This window comes from Agrobacterium sp. LAD9 (genome assembly GCF_003031125.1).
Lineage (GTDB): Bacteria > Pseudomonadota > Alphaproteobacteria > Rhizobiales > Rhizobiaceae > Agrobacterium > Agrobacterium radiobacter.
Genome location: NZ_PHGS01000013.1, coordinates 298,443 through 318,642, shown reverse-complemented (window position 1 = coordinate 318,642; position 20,200 = coordinate 298,443). Strand labels below are relative to the sequence as shown.

The 20,200-nt window shown below is 57.6% G+C and carries 23 protein-coding genes; 21 read left to right on the top strand and 2 right to left on the bottom strand.

Annotation, left to right across the window (positions count from 1 at the left end; genetic code table 11):
- Nucleotides 1-59 precede the first annotated feature (59 nt).
- Nucleotides 60-383: a metalloregulator ArsR/SmtB family transcription factor gene (locus DA915_RS15255; protein ID WP_107676427.1), complete on the top strand. Its 324-nt coding sequence runs from the start codon at nucleotides 60-62 to the stop codon at nucleotides 381-383.
- 126 nt (nucleotides 384-509) lie between these two features.
- On the opposite strand, the gene DA915_RS15250 is transcribed toward DA915_RS15255, so the two are convergent.
- Nucleotides 510-1,538 (bottom strand): LacI family DNA-binding transcriptional regulator, encoded by a 1,029-nt coding sequence (locus DA915_RS15250; protein WP_107676426.1) that lies wholly within the window; start codon nucleotides 1,536-1,538, stop codon nucleotides 510-512.
- Between the two features lie 65 nt (nucleotides 1,539-1,603).
- Nucleotides 1,604-2,719 carry a serine hydrolase gene (locus DA915_RS15245; RefSeq protein ID WP_244600728.1) on the bottom strand — a complete coding sequence of 372 codons (1,116 nt, stop codon included), beginning with the start codon at nucleotides 2,717-2,719 and terminating at the stop codon, nucleotides 1,604-1,606.
- A 207-nt stretch (nucleotides 2,720-2,926) separates the two neighbouring features.
- On the opposite strand from DA915_RS15245, the gene DA915_RS15240 reads away from it, so the two are divergent.
- From DA915_RS15240 to DA915_RS15150, 20 genes are all read left to right on the top strand, one after another.
- Nucleotides 2,927-3,739, top strand: coding sequence for an NAD(P)-dependent oxidoreductase (locus tag DA915_RS15240; protein ID WP_107676461.1), 813 nt, complete (start codon nucleotides 2,927-2,929; stop codon nucleotides 3,737-3,739).
- Nucleotides 3,736-4,569 (top strand): sugar phosphate isomerase/epimerase, encoded by an 834-nt coding sequence (locus tag DA915_RS15235; RefSeq protein ID WP_107676425.1) that lies wholly within the window; start codon nucleotides 3,736-3,738, stop codon nucleotides 4,567-4,569. The genes DA915_RS15240 and DA915_RS15235 overlap by 4 nt, the downstream gene beginning before the upstream one ends.
- Nucleotides 4,559-4,885: an NIPSNAP family protein gene (locus DA915_RS15230; protein ID WP_107676424.1), complete on the top strand. Its 327-nt coding sequence runs from the start codon at nucleotides 4,559-4,561 to the stop codon at nucleotides 4,883-4,885. Before DA915_RS15235 ends, DA915_RS15230 begins: the two co-directional genes overlap by 11 nt.
- A gap of 53 nt (nucleotides 4,886-4,938) precedes the next feature.
- On the top strand, nucleotides 4,939-5,763 hold the full coding sequence (locus DA915_RS15225; protein ID WP_192886545.1) for a transporter substrate-binding domain-containing protein: 825 nt from the start codon (nucleotides 4,939-4,941) through the stop codon (nucleotides 5,761-5,763).
- A gap of 13 nt (nucleotides 5,764-5,776) precedes the next feature.
- Entirely contained in the window at nucleotides 5,777-6,517 is a 741-nt protein-coding gene (locus DA915_RS15220) for an amino acid ABC transporter permease (RefSeq protein WP_244600727.1), read from the top strand.
- 7 nt (nucleotides 6,518-6,524) lie between these two features.
- Nucleotides 6,525-7,253 (top strand): amino acid ABC transporter permease, encoded by a 729-nt coding sequence (locus DA915_RS15215; RefSeq protein WP_107676422.1) that lies wholly within the window; start codon nucleotides 6,525-6,527, stop codon nucleotides 7,251-7,253.
- Nucleotides 7,250-7,978, top strand: coding sequence for an amino acid ABC transporter ATP-binding protein (locus DA915_RS15210; RefSeq protein WP_107676421.1), 729 nt, complete (start codon nucleotides 7,250-7,252; stop codon nucleotides 7,976-7,978). Before DA915_RS15215 ends, DA915_RS15210 begins: the two co-directional genes overlap by 4 nt.
- 31 nt (nucleotides 7,979-8,009) lie before the next feature.
- Nucleotides 8,010-8,978 (top strand): NAD(P)-dependent oxidoreductase, encoded by a 969-nt coding sequence (locus tag DA915_RS15205; RefSeq protein WP_107676420.1) that lies wholly within the window; start codon nucleotides 8,010-8,012, stop codon nucleotides 8,976-8,978.
- A 7-nt stretch (nucleotides 8,979-8,985) separates the two neighbouring features.
- Entirely contained in the window at nucleotides 8,986-9,732 is a 747-nt protein-coding gene (locus DA915_RS15200; protein ID WP_107676419.1) for an SDR family NAD(P)-dependent oxidoreductase, read from the top strand.
- A gap of 917 nt (nucleotides 9,733-10,649) precedes the next feature.
- The gene (locus DA915_RS15195) at nucleotides 10,650-11,429 is read left to right on the top strand and encodes an SDR family NAD(P)-dependent oxidoreductase (protein ID WP_107676418.1); all 780 of its coding nucleotides are present in this window, start codon (nucleotides 10,650-10,652) and stop codon (nucleotides 11,427-11,429) included.
- Nucleotides 11,430-11,633: 204 nt separating this feature from the next.
- Nucleotides 11,634-12,560 (top strand): helix-turn-helix domain-containing protein, encoded by a 927-nt coding sequence (locus DA915_RS15190; protein ID WP_192886544.1) that lies wholly within the window; start codon nucleotides 11,634-11,636, stop codon nucleotides 12,558-12,560.
- A 426-nt stretch (nucleotides 12,561-12,986) separates the two neighbouring features.
- Nucleotides 12,987-13,382 carry a transposase DNA-binding-containing protein gene (locus DA915_RS29230; protein ID WP_244600726.1) on the top strand — a complete coding sequence of 132 codons (396 nt, stop codon included), beginning with the start codon at nucleotides 12,987-12,989 and terminating at the stop codon, nucleotides 13,380-13,382.
- Nucleotides 13,382-13,639 carry a hypothetical protein gene (locus DA915_RS29225; protein WP_244600725.1) on the top strand — a complete coding sequence of 86 codons (258 nt, stop codon included), beginning with the start codon at nucleotides 13,382-13,384 and terminating at the stop codon, nucleotides 13,637-13,639. The genes DA915_RS29230 and DA915_RS29225 overlap by 1 nt, the downstream gene beginning before the upstream one ends.
- Before the next feature lie 172 nt (nucleotides 13,640-13,811).
- The gene (locus DA915_RS29220; RefSeq protein WP_244600724.1) at nucleotides 13,812-14,036 is read left to right on the top strand and encodes a hypothetical protein; all 225 of its coding nucleotides are present in this window, start codon (nucleotides 13,812-13,814) and stop codon (nucleotides 14,034-14,036) included.
- Between the two features lie 34 nt (nucleotides 14,037-14,070).
- A complete protein-coding gene (locus tag DA915_RS15180; RefSeq protein ID WP_107676416.1) occupies nucleotides 14,071-14,499 on the top strand; it encodes a transposase in 429 nt (142 codons plus the stop codon).
- A complete protein-coding gene (gene tnpB, locus DA915_RS15175; protein WP_107676415.1) occupies nucleotides 14,496-14,852 on the top strand; it encodes an IS66 family insertion sequence element accessory protein TnpB in 357 nt (118 codons plus the stop codon). The genes DA915_RS15180 and tnpB overlap by 4 nt, the downstream gene beginning before the upstream one ends.
- Nucleotides 14,853-14,923: 71 nt before the next feature.
- Nucleotides 14,924-16,474, top strand: coding sequence for an IS66 family transposase (locus DA915_RS15170; protein ID WP_107676414.1), 1,551 nt, complete (start codon nucleotides 14,924-14,926; stop codon nucleotides 16,472-16,474).
- Nucleotides 16,471-16,698, top strand: coding sequence for a hypothetical protein (locus DA915_RS15165; RefSeq protein ID WP_107676413.1), 228 nt, complete (start codon nucleotides 16,471-16,473; stop codon nucleotides 16,696-16,698). The genes DA915_RS15170 and DA915_RS15165 overlap by 4 nt, the downstream gene beginning before the upstream one ends.
- Before the next feature lie 1,708 nt (nucleotides 16,699-18,406).
- Nucleotides 18,407-18,877 carry a thiamine pyrophosphate-binding protein gene (locus DA915_RS15155; RefSeq protein WP_256387714.1) on the top strand — a complete coding sequence of 157 codons (471 nt, stop codon included), beginning with the start codon at nucleotides 18,407-18,409 and terminating at the stop codon, nucleotides 18,875-18,877.
- Nucleotides 18,877-20,118, top strand: a complete 1,242-nt coding sequence (locus DA915_RS15150) for a pyridoxal phosphate-dependent aminotransferase (RefSeq protein ID WP_107676412.1) — start codon at nucleotides 18,877-18,879, stop codon at nucleotides 20,116-20,118. The genes DA915_RS15155 and DA915_RS15150 overlap by 1 nt, the downstream gene beginning before the upstream one ends.
- Nucleotides 20,119-20,200 lie beyond the last annotated feature (82 nt).

Here is a 20,200-nt window from a genome sequence, read left to right as displayed (position 1 = left end):
AGACGAAAACATAGACGGATGTTATGAAAAACCCTTAAAAATCTACGGGAACGAATCGAATGAAAAAGCTATCCGACGCGGGGAGTTTACTGGATATCCCGAGATGCTGTCAGGTGCTCGATATTCTGGCAAACGCCAAAAGGCTGGAGGTCGTCTTCAACCTATATCTAGGCGAACTATGCGTGACGGAGCTTGCCCACTGTGTCGGCATATCGCAATCAGCGCTCTCGCAGCATTTGGCAAAGATGCGTGAGGCGGGGGTCGTCGCGTCGCGCCGCGAGGGAGTTGTGGTCTACTACCGTCTGGCGATGCCCGAAGTCATGGGGGTCCTTGAAGAGGTCACACGATTTTTGGGAAACCCACCTTTGCCATTTTCCAAGTAAGCAACCTCTCCCCAACGATGCTCGTTCGCCATACGGTTTGCCGATGGCGTCGATCTCGCTGGAGACACCCGCTCGATTTCCTCCGGCGGAAAAACTCGGCGATGTGTTTTAATTGTCACCCCACCATCACGGCGACGCGCAGGATTGGCGTAGAATAATCTCGGTCGGAATATGGATGGAGCGGACATCGTTGCCGATCCTGCCATCGATGCGCTGCAAGAGCAGATCGACCGCCTGTTGCCCTAGAGCGGTCAGATCCCAGCGGATCGTCGTAATCGGCGGCTCGTTGGACTGTGCAATCTCGGTATCGCCGAAACTGATCAGCGAAATGTCCCTGGGGATTTTCAGGCCGCGGGTGCGGATTGCGCGGAGTGTTCCCGGCAGGGCCTGACTGCCCGGCGTCAGGATAGCCGTTGGAGGCTCTCGGCTATCCAACATGGCAATCGTCGCGGCAAAGGCCTCGTTGCTCGTCCTGCACTCCGGACGGATGGTACAGTATGCAAAATCGAGCCCGGCTTCCTCATAGGCCTGACGCAGGCCCGCAACACGTTCAAGGCCGGGGCGCAAATGGCCGGCGGCAGTGAGAACACCGACGCGGCAATGGCCAAGACCAATGAGATAGCGCGCGGCGGCATGTGCGCCGGCCCGATGATCGACCGTGACGCTGTCCGTGCTGGCTGGCGCTTGCCGATCGAGCACCACCACCGGTGTATCGAGACGCTCCAGCGACTGGCCGAGATCTGGATGCGTCTCCTCACCGAAACACAGAACAGCACCGTCGATCCGCCGTTCGCGCAGGAGCGAGAGAAGTTCCTGCTCCCGGCGGGTGTCCTCCCGCGTGCTGGCCATGAGCAGCGTATAGCCCAATTGTGCAAGCCTCGCCTCTGCAGCCGCGACAACATGCACATAGAGAAGATTGACGAAATCACCGACGAAAAAGCCGATCAGACGCGTTGCCTCCGCCGGCCTTGGCTGCGCGCGTCCGTGCGGCTGATAGTCGAGTTCCCTGACTGATGCGAGAACACGCTTGCGCAAGGCATCGCTGACCCTCGCGCTGCCCGCGACGACACGCGACACGGTGCCGATCGAGACATCTGCGTGCCTCGCCACGTCCTGGATTGTCGCCCGCTCCGGTTTGCCTATCCTATCGTCCATGCCCGCCTTTGTATTGACTTGACCCTATCCTGTACAGCGGACGACCGCTCGGTACTGAGTGAAAATCAGTTGCCCTGAAGTGCGCCGGCAATCCGTGCCAGGATCTCGTCGCGCCTCGCGACATCGTACCAGCGCAGGACCACGACTAGATCTTTGCCTCTATCCGCAACGACAAGATTGGAGATGCCGGAACCCCAGATGGCATGGCGGGACAGGGCCGGGATCGTGCCGCCCGCATTTGTCCACCACATCAGCCCGTATGCTGGGTTAAGAGGGCAGGGGACGGCGATCTGTTCGAACCATTCGCCAGGCAAAATCGTCCGTCCGTTCCAATCGCCGCGATGGACATGCAGCAATGCCAATCGTGCGAGATCGAAGGCCGGGACGACCAGCCCCCCGCCCCAATGCCCGCCGCCTGCCACCACGGGAACCGTTCGACCGTCGATGTCGATGTGAGAGGTTTCGTATCCATGCCAGCGCCAACCGTCCGATGCACCGATGGGGTTCATGATTTCGCGGCGGAAGACCTCCTCGAGATTTTCTCGGAAGAGGGCCGTCAGCGCCAGCGCAAGGACGTTTACCCTGACGTCGTTGAACTCCCAGTAAGCGCCCGGTTCGAATGTCTGGCGTGGCGTACCCTTTTTCGGGGCGTCCGGCCGCCTGGGTACTGCACGGTTCCAATCGATGCTGTCGGGAATGCCCCAAAGCGATCCACGCCATTCGCTTGTCATCGTCAACAGGTGGCGCCAGGTGATCGCACTGTTTCTGCCTTCCGAAAAGGCTTCGATATCAACCGAACGATGAACGGCGTCGTCGAGACCACCAATTCGACCCTGCGAGAGAGCCAACCCGGTCAACACCGAAAGCGCGCCTTTGGTGACGCTGAAAGCCGTGTCGGAACGGTCCGGCGCACCCCAATAGCCGGCGATCTCGCCTCGATGCACGATAAGGCCGGTCGCGGAGCCCCTTGAGGACATGGGACCCGAGAGCCGGCCATGCTCGCCTTCTTCATATTCGATCAGGTTCTCGTCGAGTTTGAAGGCTGCAAGGTCGATGGGCAGGGGGGTCTCCCATTGAGAGAGCTCCTCTATCACCGGCTCAAGTCTCGGATCGCCGATGAAGATGCCATTCGCAGCAGGGCTCAAGGAAAGGCGGAAGGGAGGAATGGTCGACATGGACATTCAGGTATCTCCTGAGAACTGAGTATTTCCCTAGTTCACGCGATTTGGAGCTTCATGTGAAGGGACCAGGATTACGCAAACAACCTCGCCTGAGGCATATTTTCGAAATTTTCTGAAAAAAATAAAATATAATGTCTACTGAAATTATGGGAATTTGCCATGCTTGCGCTCATACCGACCGGACAGGCCAAAAACGAGGGCATGCATTTGACGACGATTCTGATCACCGGAGCGAGTGGAGGGGTGGGAACACGCCTGCGATATCTTCTTCGCGGGCACTACGACCACATCAGGCTGACGGACATTCGTGAACCGGAAGACCTTGCACCCAACGAAAGCTTCATCGCAGCTGACGTGTCGAATTTCGAACAGGTGTCCAAAGCCGTAGCAGGCGTCGATGGCATCGTTCACCTTGGCGGGCTGCCGGTAGAATTCGCCTGGGACGAGATGCTGCAGAACAACATCGTTGGGACATACAATGTTCTGGAAGCCGCGCGCCTTGCCGGCGTCAAGCGCTACGTATTCGCTTCCAGCAACCAGGTGATTGGATATTATCGGCGCGATCGCCGGATCGGCACCGAGGCGGTGCTGAGACCGAGCAGCCGCTATGGTGTTTCCAAGGCCTTTGGCGAAAGCCTTGCGGCGCTCTATGCCGACAAGCATGGTATGCGGGCGCTGTGCATCCGCATCGGCCGCGTCTGGGACAAGCCGGAAGATGTCCGACGCCTGTCGATCTGGATCGCGCCGGAAGATCTGGCACAACTCGTGCGCATCGGTCTGGAACATCCCGATATCCACTACGATATTGTCTATGGCGTCTCGGACAATGCTGCCAGCTGGTACGACAACAGACGGGCAACCGAACTCGGCTATCGCCCGAAATTCCGTGCGGAGGACTTTCGCGCCGAAGCGGTCGCGGCAGAAGCCCTTAAGATACCGGATCCCATTGCCGATCACTTCATGGGCGCAAAGCTTGCCGCGATCGATTTCGACGGTGACCTGGAGCGGTCCGGCCGATGATCTCCGTATCTCACCTCACCGCGCTCGACGCGCCACCGGAAGACTTCATTCGTGACGCCGCTCGTGCAGGCTTCGATGCTGTTGGTCTGCGGATCAACCCGCCGGCACACACTCCCGATCAATGGCCGGTCGCCGGTAACACCCAGCGGGCAAAAGCCCTGCGACGGATTGCCGACGACAGTGGCATTGCCGTCCTCGAAGTCGAAACCTTTTCGATCTGGCCCGATTTCAAACTGGAGGCGCTATGGCCGGGTTTGGAGGCAGGCGCTGAGCTTGGCGCCCGCTTCATCCTGTCTGCAGGCATCGACGACGAGGAGGGCCGGCTCGTCGAGAATTATGGACGGCTTTGCGAGGCCGCCTCGCAATTCGGCCTGACGGTGGGATTCGAGTTCATGCCGTTCCGCCCCATGGCGACGCTGGAGCAGGCCGTTCGCATTCTCGAAGCGGTCAACCGGCCGAATGCAAGGTTGCTGGTCGATACGCTGCACCTCGACCGGTCGGGAAGTGGTGCCGGCGATCTCGTTGGACGGGCGCGAGACCTTGTTGGCTACGTGCATCTTTGTGACGCAGCGGCCGAACCGCCGGAACCCGCAAGGTTCGCTGAGGAAGCGCGTAATGCCCGGTTTTATCCCGGTGAGGGCGGCCTGCCGCTCGCCGAGCTGGTGGAGACGCTGCCGGAGGATACCGCCTACAGCATCGAAGCGCCCAACCCGCTCTACCGGCATTTTCCGCCTGCCGAACGCCTGCGGATTGCCGGGGAAGTCAGTCGCCGCTTTTTTCATCACGTCCGTGCCGCCGCGCCGGAGGAAAGGACATCCCATGCTCTATGAGCTTCGAACCTATACGGCCATTCCCGGCCGTCTGCCCGATCTCCTCAACCGGTTTCAGACGATCACCCTCGGCATCTGGCAGCGACATGGCATTCGTCAGGTCGGTTTCTGGACGGTGCAGATCGGCGATTCCAATCAGCACCTTTTCTACATGCTGCAATGGGACTCGTTGGCAGAACGGGAGCGCATTTGGAACGGCTTCATGCGTGATCCCGAGTGGCTGAGCCGGCGGGCCGAAACGGAGAAGAACGGACCGCTGGTGGCCTCCGTCGTCAACGCCATCCTGGAGCCGACGGCTTTCTCGGCACTTCAATGACTCTGCTTCGACAAATCCGATCGACAATCCACCTCCATTGAAAGGAAATGCAGATGACGTTTTCGAAAATTGCACTCTTTGTCGCCGGAATAGTCGGGCTCTCCAGCCTGACCGCAGCCGCTGACGAACTTGCCGATATCAAGGCCCGCGGCACGCTGGTATGCGGCGTCATCGGAATCAGCGAGCCTTATGGCTACGTCAATCCCAAAACCCAGGAGGTCGAAGGATATGAGGTCGATCTCTGCAGCAAGCTGGCCGAACGGCTGGGTGTCAAGGCTGAGCCGAAGGTCACCTCGTCTGAAGCGCGTCTTCCGGAATTGCTGCAGGGCCGCGTCGACGTGCTCGCTGCACTGATCACCTACAGTGCCGAACGCGCCAAGCAGATCGATTACAGCAATTCCTATCTGGTTGAGCCGTTCAGATACCTGGTGCGGGCCGATTCCGGTATCAAGGACTTCAGCCAGCTCGAAACAGCGCGCATCGCCAATGTGAAGGGATCGCTCCTCGAGAAAGTAACCAAGGAGCGTTTCCCCGGCGCTACCAATATCTCGTTCGAAGATCAGTCTGCCGCCTTCCTTGCGCTGCAACAGGGCAAGGCCGTTGCACTGGCCGGACGGGATACCACGCTCAAGGCACTGCAGAACCGCGCCGGTGATGGCGCCGCACCGACCGAGTTCGTGCAGGAGCCGCTGCTGGTCCAGCGCACCGGCTTCGGCCTGCGCAAGGGTGAAGAGCCGTTGCTGAAGGAAATCAACGCGTTCCTTACTGATTTGGAGGCTTCCGGCGAAGCGCAGAAGCTCTTCGACAAATGGATGGGTAAGGACTCGGCCTTCAAGATCACCCGCAGCTTCAAGGTCGGCGATCCGATCATCAACTGACAACGGACCTTTGATGCCCGGCCGTTTTCGTCCGGGCATCGACAACGGCGAAGGCGAACCGGGCATCATGGATTTCAAGACCATTCTGACAGGGGAGTATGGCGGGTTCCTGCTGGAGGGATTGCGCCTTACCGTGATGCTTTTTGTCGGAGGCTGGGTCCTGTCCATTGCCGTGGCCCTTCTCCTGACGTGGATCGGTAACCTGCGCGTCGCTCCCGCCCGGCTCTTCGTCGCCGTCTATGTGGAATACCACCGCAACGTGCCGTTGCTCGTGCAACTGTTCATCTGGTATTTTGCGATACCGCAGCTTTTCCCGGCGAAGCTCAATCTGCTGATCAACAGCTATAACGCCGAATTCTTCTATGCCCTCATCGCCATCGCGCTTTGTAATGCGGCGTATGTTTCGGAAGACCTGCGCAGTGGTCTTCGCGCCATTCCGAAGGTGCAATACGAGGCGGCGCGGGCGGCCGGCTTCACCTATACCGGTGCGCTCATCTGGATCATCCTGCCGCAAGCCTGGCGCTTTGCCTTGCCGCCGTTGGTCAACCAGTCCCTGGTGCTGTTCAAATCGACGAGCCTTGCCGCCGTGATCGGCGTCGGGGAACTGAGCTATCAGGCCCGGCTGATCGAGAGCCAGAGCTTCCTCATCTTCGAAACCTTCACCGTCATTACCGTCGCCTATCTTGCAGGAAGCATTCCCCTGATGCTGCTCGGACGTCACCTTGGCAAAAGCAACCGGTTCTGGGAGCGCTGACCCGATCATGATCGAAATTCTCTCGGACTACGGGCCATTTCTGCTCTTCGGCGATTATCACCGCGGTATCCTTGGAGGCCTTGCCCTGACGCTGCTGATTGCGGCCGTCAGCCTGGCGTTGACCTTTCCTTTTGCGCTTACCGTCGCACTGATGCGGACCAGCGGCCGGAAATGGCTGTCGCGTCCCGCCGCCTGTTTCGTCTACGGCGTGCGCGGCATCCCGTTGCTCATGCTGATCCTGTGGATTTACTTCTTCCTGCCGGTCGTGGCCGGAGACATACTCAGCCCCTTTTCAACCATTGTGGTCGCGCTGGTCATTTTCCAGGCAGCCTATCTGTCGGAGGTTTTTCGCGCCGGGATCGAAGCGATATCGCCGGGCCAGAGCGAGGCTGGCCTTGCGCTCGGATTGCGCCGTCCGGTCATTCTTCTGAAGATCATCCTGCCGCAGGCACTGGTCAATGTCATTCCCGGCATCATCAGCCAGTTTACAATGATCATCAAGGAGACCTCCCTTGGCTACGTCATCGCGCTCCACGAGTTGACATTCTCCGCCGCCCAGGTCAGCGGCACGCTGATGACGCGGCCGATGGAGGTCTATCTCATTCTGGCAGCGATCTACTTCGTAGTCTGTTTCACAATGTCGTCCTGCGCAAGGTTTATCGAACGCCGGATCGCGCTCCGCCGGAGTGGCGGAGGGCAAGCAATGACCCAGACAATCGCAAGGGCTGGAGCATGATCGAATTTCAGGCGATATCCAAGTCCTTCCGTCACTTCAAGGCGCTGGACGAGGTCACCGGTACGGTTGGCCAAGGTGAAGTCATGGTGCTCTGCGGCCCTTCGGGCTCCGGCAAATCGACCCTGATCCGCACCGTCAACAGGCTTGAAGGCATCGACAGCGGCCGCGTTGTGGTTGCAGGCCAAGACGTTGGCTCCTTGAATACGGATATCGACCGCCTGCGTCGGCGGATCGGCTTCGTCTTCCAACAGTACAATCTCTTTCCGCACCTGAGTGCCCGCGACAATATCACCGTGCTTCTGCGTCGTATTCTCCGGCTTCCCCGCCGTGAGGCCGAGGAGAAGGCCATGCTGCAGCTGGCGCGGGTCGGGCTAGAGAAGGAGGCAGGCAGGATGCCCGCGAAACTCTCGGGTGGCCAGCAGCAGCGCGTCGCCATTGCCCGCGCACTCTCGATGAACCCGGACGTTCTTCTGCTGGATGAACCGACAAGTGCACTCGACGCGGAAATGTCTGGCGAGGTGCTGGGACTGTTACGGTCGCTGTCGGGTAGCGGCATCACGATCGTCTGCGTCACGCATGAGATGGGTTTTGCCCGTGACGTCGCAGATGCCATCTGGTTCATGGCGGACGGACGACTGCTGCAGCGGGCCAAACCGAAGGATTTCTTTGGAGGTCATGCGCATCCGCGGGCGGAGAGTTTTCTTCAATCCATCATGCGGTCGTGACAACGCGTCGTGCAAACGAGAGGATTTATCGATGAATTCCATACTTTCGGGCCGCCGGCCAGTCATCGCTTCACATCTGACGGAGCTGCAGGCCGAGCGCCTGCGTCAACACGCCTCGCAACCCGTCGTGATCGAATACACCAAGACGCAGGAGCCATGGGACGTGCCGCCGGAGGCCGATTTCCTGTTCACCTTCATGCGCGGATGGGCGCGGGCGCCACGCGACGCGCCGCCGCATGGATGGCCCTATAACCTGCGCTGGATTCAGGTCGGTGCTGCCGGTCTGGACGCATTTCCGCGCTGGTTCTTCCATGATCTCCCGATCTCCAGCGGCCGCGGCATTCAGTCCACGGGCATTGCCGAATATGTGCTGGCCGCGATCCTGCTCCATGAAAAGCGGCTCGACCGGACGGTGGCGCGGTCACCGGCGGACTGGCGCGAATATCCGCTCGGCGGCCTTGCCGGCAAGACCGTGGGTCTTCTCGGTTTCGGTGCTATCGGTAGCGCGGTGGCGCAGCGCGCGCTTGCCTTCGGCACGCGTGTTCTGGTCTACCGGCGCTCGGCTGATGCGCCGGGCATTCCCGGCGTGGAACGGGCCGCGACGCTGGAGCAGCTGGCGGCCGAAAGCGACCATCTGGTCATCGCGTCGGCTCTGACGCCCGAAACACGAAATATCGTCGGCAGCCGGTTCCTGTCGCACGGCAAGCCAGGACAGCATCTGATCAACGTTTCGCGCGGCGCCCATATCGATCAGGAGGCGCTTGTGACGGCACTGGACGCCGGGATCCTTGCTGCCGCGACGCTCGACGTCACGGATCCGGAACCCCTTCCGGAGGGGCATCCGATCTACACGCATCCGAAGATCCGGCTCACCCCTCATACGTCAGGCCAGACTGAGCGCTTCGATGACCTGCTGACGGCGAAGCTTTTCGCAAATCTGGATCGGTTTCTTGCCGGCCGGCCGCTGATCGACCAGGTCGATCCAGAACGGGGATATTAGGCGCGGCATGACAAATCAAATCGATCTACAGGGCCGTGTTGCCGTAATCACGGGCGGCGCCAGCGGCATAGGTCTGGAAACCGCCCTGCGTTTTGGGCAGTCGGGCGCGACGGTGGTTCTATGGGATATCGACGCGGACCAACTGGCTGCGGCGCTGGAGCGGAATCCGGACTTTGCGATCCACCGGGTCGATGTCAACGACGAAGCGTCCGTGGAAAATGCGGCAACCGAGACGGCCGGAAGTTTCGGCCGGATCGACATTCTGGTGAATTCGGCGGGCATCGGAAATGTCCGCCACACCGTGGCGGGTTATCCGTTGGACAGCTGGCGCCGGATCATCGACATCAACCTGACGGGAACCTTCCTGTGCTGCCGTGCCGTCGTTCCCATCATGCAGCGGACGAATTACGGCCGGATCGTAAACATCTCCTCGGTTGCCGGCAAGGAGGGGCCACAGTTTGCATCCGCCTACGCTGCGGCCAAGGCAGGTGTGATCGCGCTGACGAAATCGCTGGCCAAGGAATTGATCAAGACGGACATCCGGGTCAACACGATCACGCCCGCAGCGGTCGAGACCGAGCTTTTCCGGAAGATGAGCCCGGAATCTCAAGCGGCGTCACGCAGCCGCATTCCGCTTGGAAGACTCGGGCAGCCCGCCGAAATCGCCGCGATGATTGCCTGGCTTGCGTCGGAGGAATGTTCCTTTTCGACGGGCGCCGTATTCGATCTTTCCGGTGGAAAGGCGACCTATTAATGTGACGCTGACCGCACCACAAAGTTCTGGTTACGTTCTTAAGAAAAATCAGGGCACGAAGCGGCACACCGTCATCCGTCTTGGTCGATCGAACGGGCTTTATTCAAGATCACGCACTGGATGCGGCAGGCACAATTGACTTATCGTTTGAGCCAGATCCTTGCGTTGATTGCAAAGGCAAAAACAATGCCGAAATCGCATAGGTACTTGATATCCGCAGTACAGAGAGGTGTCGCGCGAGGCTGGCTCGGCCACATGGATCGGCTGGAGCGTCTTGCGAGACTTTAGTTCCGGTGTGATTGGGCCGGGAACCGCACTTAAATTCTTCAACTACACCGACGGATACACATTTCAGCGGGCGTCTGTTACGATTCTACCGACCAGCTTTCAGGAATGATGAATAACATATGGAATGAGAAGGCGTCGGCATAACAACCGATACCTGTACCCTTGGCGTCGGTCCTCGATACAAAGGCGATTTCGGTGCCGTCTCTCTGAGAGTCGGTGAAAGCCGGATCCCAGCGTGTCTCCTCGGGAGCGACCTATTACGCATCGGCAAATGCCGACTGGGCGGTCAGCGGTGTCTCTCCTATGCCTTGAAATTCTAAGCGGATTCCGGGTATTTTGCTCCAGTATCGAGGCTACCGGGAGACATTCAGCCGCTCAATGTTGGCCGCAGCGCGACCTCCGAAACACATTCTCCCTGTCGCCTCCTACTGCCGTAATCTTCAAAATTTCATGCGCCGAAATTCAAGACTGTGCCAAAAGCGCCCCTTATCTTCATGATCATATGTTGCCGCCAAGCGCCTCCCAGCCGACCGTTCGAAAGTCATTTGATCGGATGAGTCGAATGCTAGGCTGCGAGGCCTTGTTTCGCGCCGCAACATAAATCGTGGGAAATCAAAGGAGTGACACACATGACGAAGCGATTGGATGGAAAAGTGGCGCTGATCACAGGAGGTGCCGGTGGCTTTGGTCAGGCAATTGCCAAAGCGTTCTTGCACGAGGGGGCGCAAGTCGTGCTGACAGATGTGAATTCGAAAGCTATAGCCGCCGCTGCACAGGACAATGGCTGTATCGGGTTGGTCCACAATGTCAGTGATGAGGAGGAATGGAAGGCCATCGTTGCTGAGGTTGAAGGACGTTTTGGCAAGTTCAATGTACTTGTCAATAATGCAGGCATTCTTGGCGACCTAGATCATGGTAGCCCAGAGCAAACGGAATTGAGCGACTTTCACCGCGTCATTGCCATCAATACCGTCGGCGCATTTCTCGGGTGTAAATATGCCATTCCGGCGATGCGCCGCGCCGGTGGCGGTTCCATCATAAACATGTCGTCAATTGCGGCGATGAAGGCCACCTGGTTTGAAACGGCCTATGGTGTCAGCAAGGCTGGCGTCAAACAGCTTACGATGTCGGTGGCACAGCACGTGGCCAAGGAAAACATCCGCTGTAATGCGGTTCATCCTGGGCAAATGAAGACTGCGATGTCCAAAAGCGCGATGGATACAATGGCGCCCAAATTTGGCGTGCCATCGGGCGAGGCGCTGGAAGAAATGTTTGTCAACTACGTGCCAATGGGCAAATTTGGCAACGCCGAAGACATTGCCATGGCGACACTTTTCCTCGCATCGGATGAGAGTACCTATATTACCGGCACGTCCTTGATGGTGGATGGTGGCATGTCGATCACCTGATCCTCTCCAGTGTAGGGCACGGGCATGTGGCATGCGTCCCGCGGCGGCGCGTTATGTTGAGGATTACCGGGCCTTCGCTTTTGACCATGTGCCTTTGCGTCGTAGTGACACATGCATAAGAAACTGATTCCTGGCTCCAAGGTTGATTGAGGTTGGGACCACGCTATGATAGCGATCAATTGGTAGAAGGAGACCAATTTGTTCGTGGAGCGTGATCTCAGATATGTGTCCCCGTTTGCGGAACGCCTCAATCTGGCCTTGCTGCACTGGGATTTCACGGAAGTGACGGAGCTGGAAAAAACGACCTCCGTGCGATCGCGTGTTTTCGGCGATGTGCGAATTTCAGACATCAGCGGATCTTCCTGCACAGGCCGCCGCACGAGTGATCACCGTTCGCTGGATGGAGGGGATTATGTTGTCATTGTTTGTAAGCTGGAAGGTAGCGAACGGTCACGCAGCGCCAATGGTGATTGGCACCACTTCAACTCCAACGATTTGATGATATGGCAAAATCACGGAGCCATGGAGTTTGTTGTCAATGAATGGTCGCGCCAAATTGTAATCTTGGCACCGGAAAATCGGGTCAAAGCGGCGCTGAAACGCTCTTTGTCAGCTCCCTTCCATATATCTGGATCAACTGCGCTCGGTGCGCTTGTGTCCAGTTTCATGTTTAGCTTCGCTGCCAATTTCGATCGCCTCGATGGTCCGGGTGCCGAAGCCGCCATCGAGATGGCTTTTGATCTTGTCGGCTCCGCGATGAATGCCGACAACGTGAGCGAGGCCTTGCCTTGTCGTACCACATTGCTCAAGCGGATTATGAAATATCTGGAACATAAGCTGGATGACCGCAGCCTGACGCCCGCCACCATCGCCAATGATTTTGGCATTTCAATCCGCTATCTTCATCTTCTTTTCGCCAATGACGGAACAACCGTCGCTGGATGGATCCGCCAACGGCGGCTGGAACGCTGCCGTGAAGAGATTGAGTTTTCAACCTATAGTCTTTCGCTGACAGAAATGGCTCACCGCTGGGGCTTCAGCGACAGCGCTCATTTCAGCCGTTTGTTCAAACAGCGCTATGGCCTGCCTCCTAAAGTATGGCGCAAGATGTCGTGTCGCGAGGTTGTTTGACCATTTGAGTGAGCTATTCGTACTGGACGAAAGAGTTGAAAATCTTTCGGTCCATCAGCGACTTGGTCAGCGTCTCGACATGTGTTCAAGTTCAACGATCTTGCAGTGGACCATCGCTTTATTGGGTGAGGACTTCTTCGGTCTTGCTTCCATTGCCATTGAGAGGGACGGAGCGGTTTTCGACGACATCGACAGCCATCCCCATCCAAATCGGACTTTACGGTCGAAGCAGTTCCGCTAGTATTTGAGAAGGTTGAAATTGTCCTTTTTTCGTAAGCGTCCGGTGAGCCTTGCAATTACCCATAAGTAGCTGACTCGTTTACGAAAAGTTTCGATGAAATCTTGAATCGAAAGAATCACTTGTGATTCTGTGTCGAGCACCTGATTCGTTTAAGGCGGTGCTTTATGTCGGTTCGAGACGATGTGATGGCTGATGATGACAGCCATTGGAGCAAACAGGAAATAGACGCGGGTTCCTTCAAGGATGCGCGCCTTGGCCGACGCTGCACAGAACTTTTACGACGGCTTGGAGAGCATATGGGTGGCTCTATTCCTTTCGCCTGCCAGGACAGGGCCAACACCAAAGCGGCGTATCGGTTTTTCTCCAACCCGAATGTTGAGGAAGGCGATATCCTCAACGGCCATTTTGCCGCGACCGCTCAACGCTATGATGCTTGCAGCGGTCCGATTTTGGTTTTACAGGACACGACCGAGTTTACCTATCAGCGCCGCAATCCCCATGGGATCGGCTTTACCAGCAGCGTCAACAGCGGCCGAGACAAAAAGGGTGGATACGCAAGCACACAGTGTGTGGAATTTTGATGCATTTGAGCCTTGCGGTCACGTTGGATGGTCTGCCCTTAGGGCTGGCAGCCGTCAAGTTCTGGAACCGTGACAAGTTCAAGAGCACGGCCCAGCTGAAACGCAAGATCAATCCGACGCGTGTTCCGATCGAGGGCAAGGAAAGCATCCGTTGGCTTCAAAATCTGCGTCAATCCGTCGAACGCCTCGGCCAGCCAGACCGATGCATCCATGTGGGAGATAGAGAGAGTGTGATATCTACGAGCTCTATTGCCTGACCAGGGAGCTTGGCACGCGCACAGTCGTCGACAGGTTGGCTGGCAACGGGGATCACACAATATCGGCTGAAATGCGCAACGTTGAAACTGCCGGACAGCACCTATCGAAGTTCGCGCCGATACCGATGAGGTCGCCAAAGTCCACCTGGATATCCGCTTCAAACAGATACGGGTGCTGCCGCCCATCGGGAAGAAGAAGCGATACCCTGCATTGGATCTTACCGTCATTCACGCGGTAGAGCCCAACCCTCCGGCCGGCCGCAAGCGCATCGAATGGAAGCTGCTGACCGATCTCGAGGTGAACAGCTGCGAGGAGGCGGTCGAAAAGATCAAATGGTATGCGATGCGCTGGAAGAGTAAGCGCTGTTTTCCTCCCACCTTCCGGATCGCCGGCTGATCGTTGATGTTGTGCCCGAACAGGGCTTCGACATATGACGATTACAGGGTTTACGCCTAGCACCAAGGCCGATGAGATGGTGCAGCGGTTTGAGGTTTTCACTGGAGCAGGTCGCCGTCGCGAATGGGGCGATGAGGAAAAGCTTCAGATTGTCGCCGAGAGTTACAGCGGCGAGGTGTCGGTCAGTGCTGTTGCGCGACGGCACGGCCTGTCGCCTGGTCAGTTGTTTACCTGGCGGCGGCAGTCTCGGAACCCGTCGTCGCAGACGTCACCGCCGATGTTTGTGCCAGCGGTTTTGGACACCCCGGCGAAGATGCCTTTGAGACGGCGAAAGGCGATAGCAAAGAGTACACCGCCGGCCGCAATCGAGTTGGAGATTGACGGTGCGCTACTGAGGATCGCACCTGGGACGGATGCCGCGACTATTGCCGCCGTCATTCAGGCCTTGAAGGCATCATCGTGATTGGCCCGTCCGGTGCGGTGAAAGTCATGATCGCCACCAAGCCCGTCGACTTCCGCAAAGGCGCAGAGGGGTTGGCCGCATTGGTGAAGGCCGAGATGGGTGCCGATCCGTTCTCCGGCACGGTCTATGTGTTCCGGGCCAAGCGAACCGACCGCATCAAACTGATCTTCTGGGACGGCAGCGGCGTGTGCCTGGTCGCCAAGCGGCTTGAGGATGGCGAGTTCCATTGGCCCCGGATGCAGGACGGTGCGATGCATCTGACATCCGCCCAATTCTCGGCTTTGTTCGAGGGACTGGATTGGAAACGCGTGCATGCGCCAATCGAAACGCGCACCCCCGTTAAGGCCGGATAGCGGCCGCGACCAATTGAATCAGCCTCATCCAATATCTCGTTTTGCGAGGAAAAATATGCTGTTCTTGCCCCATGACGATAAGGGCGGACGAGCTTCCGGATGACCTGAACGCGCTGAAAGCGATGGTGCTTTCGCGCGAGGCGGAGAATGCCCGCCTGCGTCACATCATCAAGGAATTGCAGCGCCACCGCTTCGGCCGCCGCGCCGAAACGCTTCCCGAAGATCAGCTACTTCTGGGCTTGGAAGAGGCCGAGCAGGTCGAAGCGAATGGTCTGGAAGCGAAAGAAGAAGCCTCTGCCCCTGAGCGCCAGGCCCGTGTTGCCAAACGGCGGACGAACCGGGGTTCGTTGCCAGCTCACCTGCCACGCATAGAGATGACCGTCGATATCGATGACCACGTGTGCCCAAGCTGCCGCCATGATCTACATCGGATCGGCGAAGACGTCAGCGAAAAGCTCGATATCGTTCCCGCTCAGTTCCGTGTGCTGGTCGTGCGCCGCCCGAAGTATGCCTGCCGGGCTTGTGAGGATGTCGTGGTTCAGGCTCCGGCTCCCTCCCGACTGATCGAAGGCGGTATTCCGACCGAAGCAACCGTCGCTCAGGTCCTGGTCTCGAAGTATGCCGATCACCTGCCATTGTACCGACAGGCTCAAATCTACAAGCGGCAAGGGATCGACCTCGATCGGTCGACACTCGCGGATTGGGTCGGCCGCGCCGCTTGGCATCTGCGACCTGTTCATCAACGGTTGCTCGACCTTTTGAAGACATCATCCAAGCTCTTCGCCGACGAAACGACAGCACCTGTGCTTGATCCGGGACGGGGCAAGACCAAGACCGGCCAGCTCTGGGCGTATGCCCGCGATGACAGGCCTTGGCAGGGAACCGATCCGCCTGGCGTCGTCTATGTCTACGCGCCGGATCGCAAAGCCGAGCGTCCGATGGCTCATCTCGACGGCTTCGTCGGCATTCTTCAGGTCGACGGTTACAGCGGCTATCGCCCGTTGGCTGCCAAGAACACCGTATCTCTGGCATTTTGCTGGTCGCATGTCCGTCGGCGCTTTTACGAGCTGGCAGCCGCCGGTCCCGCACCCATTGCCACCGAGGCACTCAGACGCATTGCCGAACTCTACAAGATCGAAGACGAGATACGTGGTTGCACGCACAAAGAGCGCAGCACCGCTCGGCTGGAAAGAAGCCGTCCGATCACCGATAGCCTCGCTCCCTGGCTACGCGAACAGCTTGGCCTCATCAGCCAGAAGACAAAACTGGCCGAGGCGATCCGCTATGCCCTGTCACGCTGGGATGGGCTGACAAGATTTATCGACGATGGCCGGATCGAGATCGACTCCAACACTGTCGAGCGATCCATCAGGCCGATTGCCCTCAATCGCAAGAACTCGCTGTTTGCAGGCTCCGATATGGGGGCCGAGCACTGGGCGACCATCGCCTCGCTCATCGAAACCGCAAAGCTCAATGACGTTGAACCGCTTGGCTATCTCGCCGACGTGCTCACCAGGATCGTCAACGGCCATCCTAACAGCCAGCTCGAAGAGTTGTTGCCGTGGTCATATAGGACCGATAAAATGCTCCCAATAGAAGAACGGACGTGGAGCATACCGTGACAGAGCAGAGCATCTCGTGGGAGCAGGACGGCATCGACACCGGCTGGTTCTTTGCGAAAAATATCGGCTCAGTGAGAAGCAGCACCAGTTATCGATCTGGAGGCTGGTGGTTCCTTCCAAAGTGGCTACCTGACACGGAGGAAAACGATATCGGTCCTTTCAAAAGCAAAACTGCCGCGTTGGCAGAAGCAGAAAGGCTAGCTGCTCAGCAGCACGCGAAATAGCAGGAAGCGCCGACCTCCGCTCCCGTGGTCCCACAACAGCGCTTACCTGGAAGATCGAGGTCTTCCATAAGATCCTCAAGTCCGGTTGCCGGGCTGAAGACGCAAGATTACGAACGGCGGATCGACTTGCAAATCTCGTTGCCGTGTTCTGCATTATGAGTTGGCGAGTGCTCTGGTTGACAATGCTCGCGCGCACTGCACCCGAAACACCGCCAACTGCGGCTCTCACCGAACAGGAAATTGAAATCCTCGATCAAATGGTCAGCAACGCAGGCAACAGGCAGGCGACGCCGGGATCGTTAAACTTCTATCTCACCAAGCTCGCTCGTTTAGGTGGTTACCTTGCAAGAACATCAGATCCGCCACCGGGAAATACGGTCGTCTGGCGCGGCCTAAGCCGGCTGACAGACATTCGCCTCGGAACCGAAATAGCAGCGATACTCAGATGTGGGTAATTGCAAGCCGGTGAGCCTGCCTTTGAGATTTCCGGCGAACACCTGAAGTTACGTCACGAATTTGGTCATTAGAGACGTCATCAGGGATGAACTATGGGCCGCATGGAGACTTGACGGGTGTGGCTCGTCGGCACGATATCGAACCTCAGCAGATTTATACGTGCGGAGGAAGTTCGCGGCGGAGCGGGCGGAGCCGGTCGTTTCGTTCTTGCCGGTTACATTGATCGCCTCGGAATCGAGCGATGAAGCCGAGCGATCGGCCTCAACGGACAAGCCTAGGGCAGCAAAGAGGTTGGCACGCCCATACGGATCGAGATTGGCTGCAAAGGTGGCCGTGTCTTGAGGGTCGAGGCCGGTATCGCACCTGACGTCTGAGTGCGCAGCAGATCACGATCCTTCGCCATGTTCCTGCTGAAGATGACTTTGGAAGGGCGTTCTGGGGACGGCTTTAGTGGCACTGCGGTGAACCGGCTTGGCGCAAATAGGCATCCCCAGCGTTCGCGAGACAGTTGGCATTGGTACGTTATGCGGGTTCCCTATCGGCCCAGTGACCGGCAAGCCATCGTTTGGCCGATATGGCACGCCAAAAGAATTCACTTCGTTCCCCGTTTCCGCAACATTCTAAATAGACCATAGCCATGTGGCCGCGAGCGCCCGAGGCGACGGGCGCTCCAATATGGTCCGCCGGCTCCTGCATCAGCGGTTTCGCGAACCGCGCGTATCCGAGATCAGAAAGACAAAAACCGAGCGACATAACAGAGCATCGAGGCGGTAACGGCGCATCTTGTAAGTGTAGGCGGGGTATCCGAGCTTCGAAAGTATATAAGTGAGACGTGAAATCGTCGCCTTCGGAAGTCCTGCTCAAATTCTTGATTGGAAAGCTCTATATCCCCTGCCGAAAGGCGCGTATCACCTCTAAACCTCTTGCAACAGCTTCGACAAACTAGCGATCCGCTTTCCCGGGAAAGCATCACTATTGTCCATCTACCTTTTCTTATTTCACCTGGTACCAATTCTCGGATTGAGCAGTTCGAATTCAGTTGAAACAATCCATAGTCTCACCTATAGCTTAGGTCGATTTTCGGAATTAAATTCTGTATATTGAAATATGATCGTGCCCACTAAGGCGATGTCGGATGAATGGTGCAGAAAGTCTAGTTAAAACACGCTTAGCTTCAGGCGTGAACGCTTGCTTCGCAAATCCTGGCGCGAGCGAGATGCACTTTGTTATAGCATTGGATGAGAGATCCTGAATGCGTTGCGTCCTGAACTTACAGGAAAACATCGTGACCGGCATGGCGGACCGCTGTTTTTGCAATGCACACAAGCCTGCATTTACACTTCTGCATTGCGGGACGGGCCTGGCCAACTGCCTTGCCAATCTGCACAATGCTCGTCGCGCCAGCAGCGGGGTCGTCGATATTGTCGACGACCAGGCGACCTATCGTCGGCCGCTCGATGCTCCATTGACTGCACCCACGGAAGCGTTAGCGCGGACCGTATGGCACCAGGTTTGCACCAGTGTCTCTTTTCAGGACCTTAGTGGTCGTAATGCGGCCGCCGCCATCGAGGCTTCCCGGACGCTGCCGAGCCAGATGGCAACTTTGATCTTGCCGTCCGATGTTTCGTGGAACGACGGCGGAGTTGTTGCAGTCCGCTCTATCACACCCGCACCGTCGTTAACCACGGTGTCATTCCAGACGAAAAGTGGGAGCACTGAATAATGGCCGAGAACAAACAGACAGCCTTTGAGCATCTAGGCTTTAGCCCTGCATCGCGCATTGCCTCTATTGGCGTTTCCAAAATCCTGCAGATTGGCGCGCGCGCCAATGCTATGAAACGGAACGGCCTGCCGGTCATCATTCTCGGTGCGGGGGAACCCGATTTCGACACGCCTGACAATGTCAAAGAGGCGGCCAAGGCCGCGATCGATCGCGGCGAAACAAAGTACACAGCATTGGACGGGACACCGGAGCTCAAGAAAGCGATTGTGGAAAAATTCCACCGCGAGAATGGGATCGACTATGCGCTCGACGAAGTTACTGTTGCAACCGGTGCAAAACAGATCCTCTTCAACGCCTTCATGGCGAGCGTGAATCCCGGCGACGAGGTGATCATCCCGACCCCGTACTGGACTTCCTACTCGGATATCGTAGAAATTTGCGGCGGTGTACCGGTGTTGATCCCCTGCAATGCGGAGGCGGGTTTCCGTCTTGAGGCACAACAGCTCGAAAGTGCGATCACGCCGAAAACCCGCTGGGTACTGCTTAACTCGCCATCCAATCCGTCGGGCACTGCTTATGGAGAAGCCGATTACCGACCACTTCTGAATGTCTTGCTGAATCATCCGCACGTGTGGCTAATGGTCGACGACATGTACGAGCACATTGTTTATGACGGCTTTAGATTTGTAACTCCCGTTGCAATCGAACCACGGCTAAAGGAAAGAGCGCTAACGATCAACGGCGTGTCCAAGGCGTATGCCATGACAGGCTGGCGCATCGGATATGCCGGGGGGCCAAAAGCGCTGATCAGCGCGATGGCGGTGATCCAGAGCCAGGCAACGTCATGCCCTTGCTCCGTCAGCCAGGCCGCAGCCGTCGAAGCCCTGAACGGTTCTCAAGACTTTCTCAAGGAAAGACAGGCAAGTTTTAAACGCCGCCGTGACCTGGTCGTCTCAACGCTCAATGCCATCCCCGGGATTACCTGCCGCGTTCCAGAAGGCGCGTTCTACACCTTCGCAGGCTGCGGCGACATGATTGGTAGGTTGACGCCCAAAGGCAAGCGCATCGAAATGGACAGCGACTTCACCGATTATTTGCTAGAAGCCGCCCACGTCGCGGTGGTGCCTGGCTCTGCCTTCGGCCTTTCACCCTACTTCCGCATCTCCTACGCCACGTCCGAAGCGGAGCTTTCGGAAGCGCTCGCGCGCATCGATCGCGCCTGCGGCCAATTAACGAATTAACTGACCGCATCCGGTGCTCGGAGAAATCTTCACCGGAGATAGAGCCAAACGCTTTGTTCTTTTAGCTTGCCGCGGGTCAATG

Bases quoted from the DNA above. Each gene is read 5' to 3' on its own strand.
- DA915_RS15170 (WP_107676414.1), top strand. From the start codon at position 14,924: ATGACGATAAGGGCGGACGAGCTTCCGGATGACCTGAACGCGCTGAAA.
- DA915_RS15195 (WP_107676418.1), top strand. From the start codon at position 10,650: ATGACGAAGCGATTGGATGGAAAAGTGGCGCTGATCACAGGAGGTGCC.
- DA915_RS15235 (WP_107676425.1), top strand. From the start codon at position 3,736: ATGATCTCCGTATCTCACCTCACCGCGCTCGACGCGCCACCGGAAGAC.
- DA915_RS15205 (WP_107676420.1), top strand. From the start codon at position 8,010: ATGAATTCCATACTTTCGGGCCGCCGGCCAGTCATCGCTTCACATCTG.
- DA915_RS15230 (WP_107676424.1), top strand. From the start codon at position 4,559: ATGCTCTATGAGCTTCGAACCTATACGGCCATTCCCGGCCGTCTGCCC.
- DA915_RS29230 (WP_244600726.1), top strand. From the start codon at position 12,987: ATGGCTGATGATGACAGCCATTGGAGCAAACAGGAAATAGACGCGGGT.
- DA915_RS15180 (WP_107676416.1), top strand. From the start codon at position 14,071: ATGACGATTACAGGGTTTACGCCTAGCACCAAGGCCGATGAGATGGTG.
- DA915_RS29225 (WP_244600725.1), top strand. From the start codon at position 13,382: ATGCATTTGAGCCTTGCGGTCACGTTGGATGGTCTGCCCTTAGGGCTG.
- DA915_RS15200 (WP_107676419.1), top strand. From the start codon at position 8,986: ATGACAAATCAAATCGATCTACAGGGCCGTGTTGCCGTAATCACGGGC.
- DA915_RS15245 (WP_244600728.1), bottom strand. From the start codon at position 2,719: ATGTCCATGTCGACCATTCCTCCCTTCCGCCTTTCCTTGAGCCCTGCT.
- DA915_RS15155 (WP_256387714.1), top strand. From the start codon at position 18,407: ATGCGTTGCGTCCTGAACTTACAGGAAAACATCGTGACCGGCATGGCG.
- DA915_RS15250 (WP_107676426.1), bottom strand. From the start codon at position 1,538: ATGGACGATAGGATAGGCAAACCGGAGCGGGCGACAATCCAGGACGTG.
- DA915_RS15215 (WP_107676422.1), top strand. From the start codon at position 6,525: ATGATCGAAATTCTCTCGGACTACGGGCCATTTCTGCTCTTCGGCGAT.
- DA915_RS15210 (WP_107676421.1), top strand. From the start codon at position 7,250: ATGATCGAATTTCAGGCGATATCCAAGTCCTTCCGTCACTTCAAGGCG.
- DA915_RS15255 (WP_107676427.1), top strand. From the start codon at position 60: ATGAAAAAGCTATCCGACGCGGGGAGTTTACTGGATATCCCGAGATGC.
- DA915_RS15225 (WP_192886545.1), top strand. From the start codon at position 4,939: ATGACGTTTTCGAAAATTGCACTCTTTGTCGCCGGAATAGTCGGGCTC.
- DA915_RS15150 (WP_107676412.1), top strand. From the start codon at position 18,877: ATGGCCGAGAACAAACAGACAGCCTTTGAGCATCTAGGCTTTAGCCCT.
- DA915_RS15220 (WP_244600727.1), top strand. From the start codon at position 5,777: ATGCCCGGCCGTTTTCGTCCGGGCATCGACAACGGCGAAGGCGAACCG.